Origin of the sequence: Vibrio ordalii ATCC 33509, from assembly GCA_000257205.1 — a bacterium.
In the GTDB taxonomy this organism is placed as follows: domain Bacteria; phylum Pseudomonadota; class Gammaproteobacteria; order Enterobacterales; family Vibrionaceae; genus Vibrio; species Vibrio ordalii.
The window spans coordinates 1-10,810 of sequence record AEZC01000253.1 but is presented as its reverse complement, the minus strand read 5'-3'; the positions used below and the strand labels follow the sequence as shown (position 1 = coordinate 10,810).

Annotated in this window: 11 protein-coding genes; 2 read left to right on the top strand and 9 right to left on the bottom strand. The window is 42.3% G+C overall.

Annotated elements, in window-relative coordinates:
• Positions 1 to 52 precede the first annotated feature (52 nt).
• Genes VOR_RS0116425 through waaF form a run of 9 tightly spaced genes read right to left on the bottom strand, consistent with a single transcriptional unit; the run spans position 53 to position 8,594 of the window.
• Positions 53 to 751, bottom strand: a complete 699-nt coding sequence (locus VOR_RS0116425) for a CatB-related O-acetyltransferase (protein ID WP_010320774.1) — start codon at positions 749 to 751, stop codon at positions 53 to 55.
• A gap of 45 nt (positions 752 to 796) precedes the next feature.
• Positions 797 to 1,741 carry a WavE lipopolysaccharide synthesis family protein gene (locus tag VOR_RS0116420; protein ID WP_010320773.1) on the bottom strand — a complete coding sequence of 315 codons (945 nt, stop codon included), beginning with the start codon at positions 1,739 to 1,741 and terminating at the stop codon, positions 797 to 799.
• A complete protein-coding gene (locus tag VOR_RS0116415; protein ID WP_010320772.1) occupies positions 1,738 to 2,481 on the bottom strand; it encodes a glycosyltransferase family 2 protein in 744 nt (247 codons plus the stop codon). Before VOR_RS0116415 ends, VOR_RS0116420 begins: the two co-directional genes overlap by 4 nt.
• A complete protein-coding gene (locus tag VOR_RS0116410; protein WP_029627307.1) occupies positions 2,478 to 4,061 on the bottom strand; it encodes a capsular biosynthesis protein in 1,584 nt (527 codons plus the stop codon). Before VOR_RS0116410 ends, VOR_RS0116415 begins: the two co-directional genes overlap by 4 nt.
• The gene (locus tag VOR_RS0116405; RefSeq protein ID WP_010320770.1) at positions 4,052 to 4,432 is read right to left on the bottom strand and encodes an HAD-IIIC family phosphatase; all 381 of its coding nucleotides are present in this window, start codon (positions 4,430 to 4,432) and stop codon (positions 4,052 to 4,054) included. The genes VOR_RS0116410 and VOR_RS0116405 overlap by 10 nt, the downstream gene beginning before the upstream one ends.
• Positions 4,433 to 4,446: 14 nt before the next feature.
• Positions 4,447 to 5,712 (bottom strand): lipid IV(A) 3-deoxy-D-manno-octulosonic acid transferase, encoded by a 1,266-nt coding sequence (waaA, locus tag VOR_RS0116400; RefSeq protein WP_010320769.1) that lies wholly within the window; start codon positions 5,710 to 5,712, stop codon positions 4,447 to 4,449.
• A 1-nt stretch (position 5,713) separates the two neighbouring features.
• Positions 5,714 to 6,508: a glycosyltransferase family 32 protein gene (locus VOR_RS0116395; RefSeq protein WP_010320768.1), complete on the bottom strand. Its 795-nt coding sequence runs from the start codon at positions 6,506 to 6,508 to the stop codon at positions 5,714 to 5,716.
• Between the two features lie 11 nt (positions 6,509 to 6,519).
• The gene (locus tag VOR_RS0116390) at positions 6,520 to 7,560 is read right to left on the bottom strand and encodes a glycosyltransferase family 9 protein (protein ID WP_010320767.1); all 1,041 of its coding nucleotides are present in this window, start codon (positions 7,558 to 7,560) and stop codon (positions 6,520 to 6,522) included.
• Entirely contained in the window at positions 7,557 to 8,594 is a 1,038-nt protein-coding gene (gene waaF, locus VOR_RS0116385; protein WP_010320766.1) for a lipopolysaccharide heptosyltransferase II, read from the bottom strand. The genes VOR_RS0116390 and waaF overlap by 4 nt, the downstream gene beginning before the upstream one ends.
• Before the next feature lie 178 nt (positions 8,595 to 8,772).
• Between waaF and VOR_RS0116375 the strand changes: the two genes are divergently transcribed.
• Complete coding sequence (locus VOR_RS0116375) at positions 8,773 to 9,501, top strand: glycosyltransferase family 25 protein (protein WP_029627305.1); 729 nt, start codon at positions 8,773 to 8,775, stop codon at positions 9,499 to 9,501.
• Positions 9,485 to 10,690 (top strand): O-antigen ligase family protein, encoded by a 1,206-nt coding sequence (locus VOR_RS0116370; protein ID WP_029627304.1) that lies wholly within the window; start codon positions 9,485 to 9,487, stop codon positions 10,688 to 10,690. The genes VOR_RS0116375 and VOR_RS0116370 overlap by 17 nt, the downstream gene beginning before the upstream one ends.
• Positions 10,691 to 10,810: the final 120 nt, after the last annotated feature.

Below are 10,810 nucleotides of genomic sequence, written 5' to 3'. Positions count from 1 at the left end.
ACCAATACATTAGTCCAGTGGCATATGTCTTGTCGGCTAAAGCACAGGTTAGCTAGCTTAGATGAATTTTTTCTGGTGTGTATGGCTTAAGTTTGGGGAGTCGTTGGCCAAAATAGTCACACAGCTGTGCACCTGAAAAATTCAAATCCATACCTACAAAATTTTTATAGTGATAATTCCACCATTTTAGTTCTAGGAGCTGACAGATCTCACTTTCTGAGAAGCGATATTTTATCACTTTGGCCGGAATGCCGCCGACAACTGCGTATGGTGGGACATCTTTGGTTACGACTGCATTGGCTGCGATCACTGCACCATCAGCAATCTTTATCCCTGCCTTTAAAGATACATTTTGTCCAATCCATACATCATTACCTATGACCAATCTTTCTGCTGTTTTGAGCGGTTTTAGTGCGAATGGCTGGCGCTCACCACCCAGAAAATCATACTCATAAGTTAATGGCGATGTTGTAAAGGTGTGGAGAGGATGCTCAGTACCGATTATTTTTAAACCGCCAGAGATCGAGCAGTATCGACCAACGATTGAATCTACTGGCAGTGCAGAATGGGAGTATGAAAATGCCCCCATTTGCCACAAATGATTTCTTGAGATACTAAAGTGTGTGTGTGGTTCAATCGCGAGTGGCTCAGCGATCTTATAGGCTTTCTTAAACCACTTTTTGAGCGTGATATGGGACTTTTTTAACTGAATAAGCTCATTAACAGTTAAAAAGCGTTTTTGGGTTTTCATAGTCAATTAATCTTGTTCAATCGCTTTGCTATCAATTGGAAACTCTTATTTTGTCACTCGAGTTGGATGGATTTTCTTAATCATCAATCCTGTCCATTTTTTATATGCTCTATAAATACGCTTTTTATCGATTAGAGTATTTTTAGAGATCAAACTGTTAAGATACAGCCAATCCTTAAGGTCATATTCAAGCGCCAGATTACCTCGTTTATAGAAGCGCTCAGTCACATCTAATCCCAGTTTTTCTGGGCCATCAATCAGTAAGTTATTCGCTATAAACTGTGGCCAAAACTCTTCACCTAACCCTGCATGATCGCAGGTTTTACTCTCGATATGGTGCTCTTCACTGAGTAGCGCTGAGATCCAATTCAGACATAAAACTTGCTCTGTTGCTGGGTGGCGTGCTTTGTAGCCCGGCTTAAGCGTAAAGTGTAATTCTGGTATCCAGCGATCAGACCAAATTTTTAATAGATCTTGAGCTAGGCCAAAATCAAACAGATCGCTTTTATGAAAATGAACCGGATGCCCGTAGTGGCTTGAAATAAAAAACGTACTGCTGGTGAGCACTCGCTGAGTCAAAAACTGATAATTTTGTGCTCTGGGTAGATCGGCATACTCTTGATACAGTTCAACAAATTGGCGACCAGTCAGCAGATTATCGGTACGCAGCTTAACTGCGTAAGGCGTTGTTACCGCTTTCAGCCCCATGTGAGTGCTGTACATCTGACGATTGTTATTGAGTTTGAGCGGCTTACCGTCATAAAAAACGGTATTTGAGCCGGGATCATCCAATTCCAACACTTGGTCGTAATCAAGGCCATCCAACGGCTGCCCTTTCCAAGTCGACAGAATGATGGTCGATTTAGGAAAAAAGCGCCGTATGGACTTCAAGCACTGCTCTGTGATGCCCGAGATTTGCTGGCGACTAGCACTGGCTTGCACTGGCCCCTGCACAACAAAGGTGATCGCTTCATCATCGATATTGATCATGGTTGTGGCTGCCTCAAAAAGTCACTGTACTCATCTGGCACGCCACAAAAAATGACCTCATGGCGTGCGATCAAGTGGTAGTGAATATTCAACCCTTTTTCAATGAGCAGGTTGTAGATCGGTGCAATGTATAGCTCGCCTCGCTCCCATTCTTGGCTTGGTCTGGCAACGTATTCGCGATACGCCTCCAAGTAATCTTCTTTGCGATTGAAATGATAAAGCCCGGTACTACAGAGATCGGAAATCGGGTTTTTCTCTGCGGTCTGGATCACTTTAGTACTGCCGGCATGTTCTGGTTTGGCGAAAGACCAGTTGTCACCGCTGCCCTGAAACACTTCTAGGTAGCCATCGCTATGTTGACTAATGTCCGGGAATACAAAGTTCGGACGGAATGTGTCGATGTTAAACACAGTGATCGAACCTTGATAGTCCACGCCCTGTTTTACGAGTTCTTCTAACCCTAAAGTCACCGTTTCGGCTTGGCCGCGAGTTTCTGTATGCAATTCAGCAATGTAAAACTGTTTAATGCCAAGTTGAGTGGCTTTTTCGCGCACAAACGCCGGGGTGTCGTAAGCATTACGCACAATGAACAGAAACGGTGTGTTAGCAAAATACTTGGCAAAACTGTTGACCGAGTGTTCAAACAGGGTTTGACCGTGGGCTTCAAGCCTATATTTGGGCTGGGTATAGCCGGCTTTAAAGAAGCGAGAACTCATTCCCGCCATTGGGATCACAATCATTGATCAAGCCTCAATAAAATTTGGTGGAGACGAAATGCATTGGCAAATAGAGCATCTTGACGGTGACGATCATCGGCATGCAAAGGCAACATCGATAAGAAAAGTTGAATTTGCATCGCGTAGAGATTTTTCGCCGTGAGGCCAAAAGTCTGTTCAATTAACTCGATAAAGCCTTGCTGCGTCTCTTTATGTTGACTCTGTTCGGCAATCTTTAATTCGATCGCGTTATCGGCAATTTCAACATGGTAGTAACCGGCAATAATCCAATCATACAACCCCAGAATCGAATGACTCAGCTTAGCGAGATCGTAGCGGATATCACCGTACAGTGTTTTCTGCCCGTCAGGCGTCATCCCTCTAAGGTCAATGGTCTTAATTTTATTGGCACGGAAGTCATACAAAATATTGCTAAAGCAAAAATCACCGTGCAAGACGCCCAGTAAGGGTTCTCCATTAGGCAGATGTTTTTGGCTATCGCGCAGAATTTGCGCGAGCGAGACATCTTGTCCTGCAAATTGCCACTTTTTTTCTAACGTGATGCGTCGCGATGCACAGAATTCGTTAAGGCGTAGAGTGGTTTTATCGGCAAACAGTATGTCGAGAGTATTGATGGGATCATTCGGCTCGGTAGGTTGCTCAAGGCATAGGCTTAAAAACTCCACCGCGCTGGCTAATATTTTTTGCCAGATTTGACTCGGCAGCTTGGAAAAAACGAATAACTCATTCAGCGCAGTGAGGTAGAGATATTCTAAGCGATAGGAAATTTTCCCTTCGCTGTTTTGGCTGCCTAAATATTGTGGAATGAAACCACGCATCGCCATCGGCAGATTGTCAAACCAGTAGGCTTCGGCAGCGATTTTTTGGTTCTTTATGCTCGATTTTTCAATCCATTTGGCGGTTATGGTTAGTTCATTAAAGGCGCGCTGGGTGGTGAATTCAGCCTTGGAGTGATAGTAAGTATTCACATGACCAAAATCGAGCCAGCCAATCGAGTTAACGGCACTTAAGCCTACGTTTTTATGATAGCGGTTAAGACCAGCAATAAATTGCCACTCACTCTGTGTAATACTGCGAACCAGTTCCCGTGGGCGGCTGAACTTGAAGTAGCCATCGATAATCCGCTGACTTTCGCTATTCATTGGAGTGTTGGCATCTTGTAGCCAATCAACGTCATCATTAGTCAATACGGCCCAGTTATAACTGTCTTTCGCGGTGGAAACGCTGACAATATCATCGCCAACAGGAAGTTGGTTAAAAAGCGTATCACCGTAGAGGATGTGCAGTGGTGCATTAAGTGAGTGGCCACTAATATTGAGTGCAGCAACCAAAGAAGCGCCAAGGCTCAGTCCATCAGGCGTAGCGATAATCGTCACCTGATGCTGTTCAAGCCACTGACTGTCGATTTCTGAGATGGTAAACGACTCGGGCAAGGAGAGATAGATCTGCACCCCCTGCGGTGCTAAAGCGACTTGATGTTGGAAAAGAGGTCGATTGCCTAAAGGTAGAAAGCTAGGTGGAATACGTCCAAATTCAGATTCCAATTCTTGGCCGACGTAGGCACCAGACATTATCAGGAACATGATTTTTCCTTTGCAAACAGTTGGTGGATCTCTTCCAAACTCATCGAGGCAAATTCGGTAGGGCGCACGGCGCGATCATCAATGTAAAAGCCGTCGTGTCCACACCAAGGTTTGCCCACTAAAATTTCATCATACGGAACTTGGTGTTTATCCAGCCACTCAGTAATGATAGGAAGAGTGTGGATATTGATTTTACCGACGTTACCGTCATAAGTGCGCATATTACGCGCCGTTGAAATCACAATCTCAAACCCCTTTTGCTTATAATTCCGCAGTTGTTCAATCACATCCATTCTCGGTAGGACGTTTTTATAATCGGAAGTATTGGCTTGAGTTAGTGTCCCATCAAGATCAACAATTAGTCGTTTCATTAAGAGTATTCTCTTTATAAATCTAAATATTCAAGTGTTTTGGCAAGAGCGCCACGGTTTTGTTCTACGATTTGATAACCCTGCTTGCCGCGATGAATACGCTGTTTGTTATCAGTGAACCATTCGCAAAGCCTTTGTGCAATTTGCTCTGCATCTTGTGTGATCACACAAGCATCGTCTTGATTGAGGGCTTGAGTGATTTCACTGAAGTTGTAATAGCTTGGGCCAGTCAACATGGGTAAACCAAGCGCAGCTGGCTCGAGTAAATTATGCCCACCGACTTTGTCACCCGCTAAGCTTCCGCCCATAAAGCAAATGTCAGCAGATCCCATGAGTACTAGCATCTCCCCCATAGTATCAGCTAGATAGACCTGTACTTCTGGATCGAGTTTATTCTCTGTTTGAGTTCGCCGCACACTCATAAATTGTGTTTTACATAACTCAAAAACAGCATTAAATCGCTCAGGGTGACGCGGGACAAGCATAAGCAGTGCGCTAGGGTGTGCTTTAAGTACTTTTGCATGAGCGGCTAACACTTGTTCATCTTCACCTTGGTGAGTGCTTGCGGCAATCCAAATTGGTCGTTCTTTACCTAGTTGATGCCTTAACTGCTGGCCTTTTTCTATGGTTTGTTTATCGATATTGATATCAAACTTCATCGAACCGGTGACTGTCACTTTGTCAGCAGGTAATCCGAGTCGAATGAAGCGCTGCGCATCATCTGGGTACTGACAAAGTACATGGGTTAAGTGAGAGGCTAACAAGTTAAATATCGGTTGAAATTTAGCGTAGCGTTGGCATGAACGCTCAGATAAGCGAGCATTAATAACAGTGATAGGAATGCCCGCTTTTGCAACAGTATGCAGCGTGTTCGGCCAAAGTTCAGTTTCCATGATCAGCATTTGGCTTGGTTTTATCCGCTTGATGAAAGCGTGTACGGCAAAAGAGAAGTCAAATGGCATATAGCGATGTTCGGCAATGCCTTGTAATTTAGCCGCTTGCTCAGCGCCCGTAGCCGTTGTTGTTGTAATGACAATCGGCTGATCAGGATATTGTGATTTGAGTTTTTTTATCAGTGGAGAAACGGCAAGCGTTTCTCCAACGGATACCGCGTGGATCCAAATAGGGGATTGATTAGTTTTAAGCGGTGGCGTGAAGCCAAAATGCTCTTTCCAGCGAGCACCAACACACGGCTTGCCCGGCCGCTTTTTGTACAAGCTCCACATTAAAAAAGGAGAAGCTACACAGAGCAGTAAGGTATAGAGAGCTCGAATCACCACTCTACGGTTCCTTTTTCTTTACCAAATCATCCGGATTAATGTGAGTCCACTTCGAACGAGGGCGATCTATATATTGAAAATGTTCATTGGTAAAACTACCTTGAATACAAACGTATTTTCTATTTTTTGTGCAAAGATCTTCTCTGCCTTTTAGTAATTCATCAAATACGCCAGGCCCGGTTGAATAATAAACGCCCATTTTAGGGTCGTAGTTCTCAATGTTATGCAGTACTTTTTCAATCGCTTGGCTGAGGTCGTTATTATTAGGTGCTGAGGCGATAAAGTAGTTGGTAAAACGGGTATTGTTGTCAATCTTTATGTAAACCGCTTGTTGTTCATCGCCAATCAGTTTATCGAGAGACCATACCAAAGTTGCATCAATGTCCATATAGACGCCCCCTTCGTTATTGAGTACGACCAAACGCCATAAATCGGCTTGAGCAGCGCCGTTGGTTAGCCGCATGTAAGCATCATAGATTTCAGTTGATGCGTGGGTTTGTAAATACTCACCACGGGCTTCGGTACTCACATAGCGATAGTCACAATTGAGCGACATTAATCGATTAAATAAGTAGTTAATATAAACGGGTAGAGAGGCTTGATCGGTAAAGTTGGTTTGCCAAATTGTACGTGGGATAGCGCTGCGATTAGAGCGTGCCAATTTTGCTGGTGAATAGGCAGGAATGGTAAAACGCAATTTTGGAAACACCCAATGAAATGGGTAAGCGAGTATTTTAAAAATATTCCCGGTCAAGCGGATTAATCGGTTGGCGATTAATACGGTTACTTGGCTCATATTGATTGATCCTATCTGTTTTTTTCGGTTATCGAGCGCTGTTTCAACGTGGCAGTAATCGCTGCAGTAATTTGCTCAGTAGAAGGCTTTTCACCATTGGCATTCATCACGATCGTATGTGTTTCATAAAGTGGTGTATAACGAAAAGGGACGGTAGCGTAAAAAATACCAACAGTTGGTGTGTGGGTCGATATGGCCACATTGCGTATGCCAGTGTCTGGAGCAATCACTAATGTTGCTTTCGCAATAAACGTGACTAATTCATCTAAAGGTAAGCATGGCTGAATCGTTAATTTTCCAGCCTCTGCAAGATCTTGTAGATACTCACCTTTTTCAAACTCATTTTTTCCCTCAAGGAAGACATGTTTTACATTGGGCTGCTGCTCAATGGTTTGCTCGATGACAGCTCGCATTTCAAGCTTAGATAAGATTTTTCTCAGTTGTGAAGCACCACTAAAATAGACAAGGTAAGGAGTCTCAACATCACAAATTTGCCTGTTGTCTGGATAGGCAAAATCGAGAGGATAGCTTGGGCTGTGGCCAAGGATTTTAAGCATATCGAGCATGCATTCTACTTCTGGTTGAAAGTCAGAACGGAATACTGCCAAGTTATATAAGGTGCCACATAAAAATGGCGCGTAAGGAAAGCCAACTTTGAGTTTTGCTTTGGTCAGTAATGTCATCCAATAAGATCGGCTTGTCCCAGCAACATCAAAAATAATATCTTGTTCTTCTAGTTGGCTGTAATCATCCCATTTTTGCTTGAGTGATAGGTGCTTTGAATCCTCACGGCTTTTCATTACCACTGTTTTATCCGCTAACTCTGCTGGTGTTCCATAGAGATAGTTTGAAACGGTGACTAAGGTTATTTCTGCATGAGGGAAGAACTTCCGAGCTTCAATCAAAAAGGGGCGCACAATGACTTGGTCACCGAGCGCAGCATGGCGAATGACGGCGATTTTCTTGATCGCCAAAGGATTAAAATAACCATTCAAGTATTGGCGTGCTGCCTTCGAGGCATAAGCCCCTTTTTCAAACCAGAGGTGTTTCATGAATCTTTTCCAATAAATCTATCTAAAGCTTGGATAACTTGCATCGGTTGCAGTTGATTTAAGCAATTTAAGTGCCCTAATGGACAGGTTCGCTTAAAGCATGGGCGGCATTCAATATCGGTATACACCATTTCTAAGCGCTCAGTTAGCGGTGGCGTGTATTGCGGTGAACTTGATCCATAAATTGCGACGATATTACAACCTACGGCGGCGGAGACATGCATTAATCCTGAATCATTACTGATGACGGTATGGCAAGCCGCCAACAGATCCACGGCTTCAACAAGTGAGGTTTGTCCAGCTAGATTAAAGGCATATTTTTGTTGTTCGGTGCTAAGTGCTGAACGAATGAGGTCACATACTTTGCTATCCTTGGTCGAGCCAAAAAGCCAGATTTGATAGCCGCTTTCAATAGCGTGTTGTGCAACTTGAGCATAATAGTGGTCAGGCCATCTTTTAGCCGGACCAAACTCAGCCCCTGGGCATAAACCGACAATTGGTTTGGTTGTCGATAAGCCTAATCTTGAAATGGCATATTGCTGAGCTTTGCTATCAACTAATAAAGAAGGGTGAGGGCAGTTTTCTAGCTGTACTTCATCGAGCATACTTTCTTTTGAATAAGCAAGAGCCACATAGCGTTCAACCATATACTGGAACACTTTACGATTAGGGCGAAGATCAGTAAGTAAGCCGTAGCGAAACTCACCCTTCCAGCCAGTACGAGAAGGAATACCGGCAAATAGCGGTATGAGCGCTGATTTTGCCGAATTTGGTAAGACATACGCATGAGTGTAATTGTTGCGTTTTAGCTCTTGGGCGAGCGCCCATCGACCTGCAAGATTAAAAGCGCCGTGCCCAATCGACATTTCAATCGCGCAATTCACTTCTGGCATACGCTCCAAAATTGGTTTACACCAAGCGGGGGCTAGAACGTCAATTTGTGCATCAGGGTGCTGTTGCTTGAGGCGTTGGTATAAACTGTGTGACATCACCATATCGCCTACCCATGAAGGGCCCACAATCAGTAACTTCATTTTTCACCGTCATTCTTATTTTGCGGCCATTCTAGCACAGCGCTCGTTTGATAAAACTCAATTTCTGCTAACAAATACATTCAAATGCTAGGCAAGATATGCTCTAATTCGCTTCAATCTGAGAATAAGTATTGTGCAGCACATTGGCGAGCATATTATAGAAATTCGAGTTTTTGTGATGAAAATCTACGTTATTAGCCTTAAAAACAGCCTAGAAAGACGAGCATCCATTGAGCAACAAATGGCTAATTACGGCCTAGATTTTGAGTTCTTTGATGCGATTGATGGTCGAGTTGTTCCTCCACACCCTTTATTTGCCAATTATGACTATACCAATCGGTTATGGTTTACCAGTGGTAAAATGCCTTCAAAAGGGGAGATGGGCTGCTACGCGAGCCATTATCTACTCTGGCAAAAGAGTGTTGAGTTGAATGAGCCGATCATTGTTTTAGAGGATGATGCTGAGTTATTACCCTGCTTTATAGATTTTATTGATCTAATCAAAATTAAAACCCAAGAATATGGTTTTTTGAGATTGGAGGAAGCTTGTGATCGTAGTGAGCTGTTCTTGAAGGAACAGTCAAATAACTACGACATCCATTTTCTAAGTAATAATTTTGGTGGCACTAGAGCTTATGCACTTTCTCCTGATGCAGCAACGAAATTACTTAAAGCTTCACAGTATTGGTCGATGCCTGTTGATAACTATATGGGGTCACTATATTTGCATCAGATGCCTTCATTTTTATTTTTACCAAGTGTAGTGGCAAACCCTCAATATTTTGAAACAACGTTTCAAAATGAACAGCAACCCAAAGCGCCATTGCACAGAAAACCCACTCGTGAACTGTACTCACTGTATCGAAAATTAAAAATGGCCTTAGCAAATAATGCTTATAAAAAATAAAACAATTAATCATATAGAAAAGTTATTTTTACTATCACCATTAGTAGTTGTGTTAATGCTTATATTTAATTTTTCTGATAGTAAGTTTATTCTTTCACGGTTGATACCAATAGTTTCTCTTTATTGCTTGTTAAAATATCGCGAGGCAATTAGGGAAAACTGGAATTCAGAGTTAAGGGGATTTTTTATCTCTGGATTATTGATGATAGTGATTTTCTCTGGCTATCACTTTTTCCGTGGTGATGAATTTTCTTTACCTAGAACGTTGATTGCAAGTTTGGTTTATTTGCTTTTTGTGCCGTGGAATAAAATATCACGCCAGTGGATTTATTACATTGTTGCATTAGCTTCAGTTATTTGTGGGCTAAATGCGTTGTATGAACATTTTGTGATGAACATTGCGCGTGTTGGCATTGCGACAAACCCGATACCTTATGCTTTATATGTTTCTTTTCTCTTGTTGTGTTGCGTTTACTTTGTTTTAAATCAATCAGATAAAGTATTGAAAACGTTTGCTGGTATAGGCGGCTTGCTTTCATTGGCGGCCATTATCATGACCGATGTGCGAGGGGTAATTCTCTTTTTACCTGTGGCGATTCTTTATTTGATGATTGTTGCAGTAAAGCCGACCGTTAAACATTATATTTTTTTGTGTTTTTCAATATGTGCCATTTCGGTGCTATTTTATGCATTTTTTGAGAAAGAAATTGATACTCGGATTAAACAGACGCAATACGAAATTTCGATGATAGAGAAAGGGAACCATCATACCTCTATCGGTATTCGCTTGGACTTATGGAAGCATGGTTTGGATGTGATTGCTCATAACCCTATTTTGGGCCTTGGGGATGATGCTCTTGAAAAGAGCATTGCGAGTATCAATAATAAAGGTGCGGCAGCTCAGCCCCATTTACATAATCAATATTTAGATTCTTTAGCCCGCTATGGGGTGGTGGGAACTCTGGTAATGTTTTTATTTTGTCTTACTTTAATCATTAATTTTACTTGTTCGGGTGTTAAATATATCGGTAATCCACTAGTTAATAGCATGCTTATTATTCTTATGCTTGCCGGTTTAACTGATGTTCCTTTGCACCATACACATCTTATTTATTTACTAACGATCTTATGTGGCTTGTTGATCTGTTTTTCAGAGATAGGAAAGGATAAAAAGTCGCCATCTTTTTAAATAATATTTATTATTATTTACTTGTGCGTTAGAATAAAACAGGCCTTTGTGATAAGGCCTGTTTTAAATATTTATTGAATAATGAGTAAACGGTTAGTTTAAAAAGTTGGTCGTGACTCC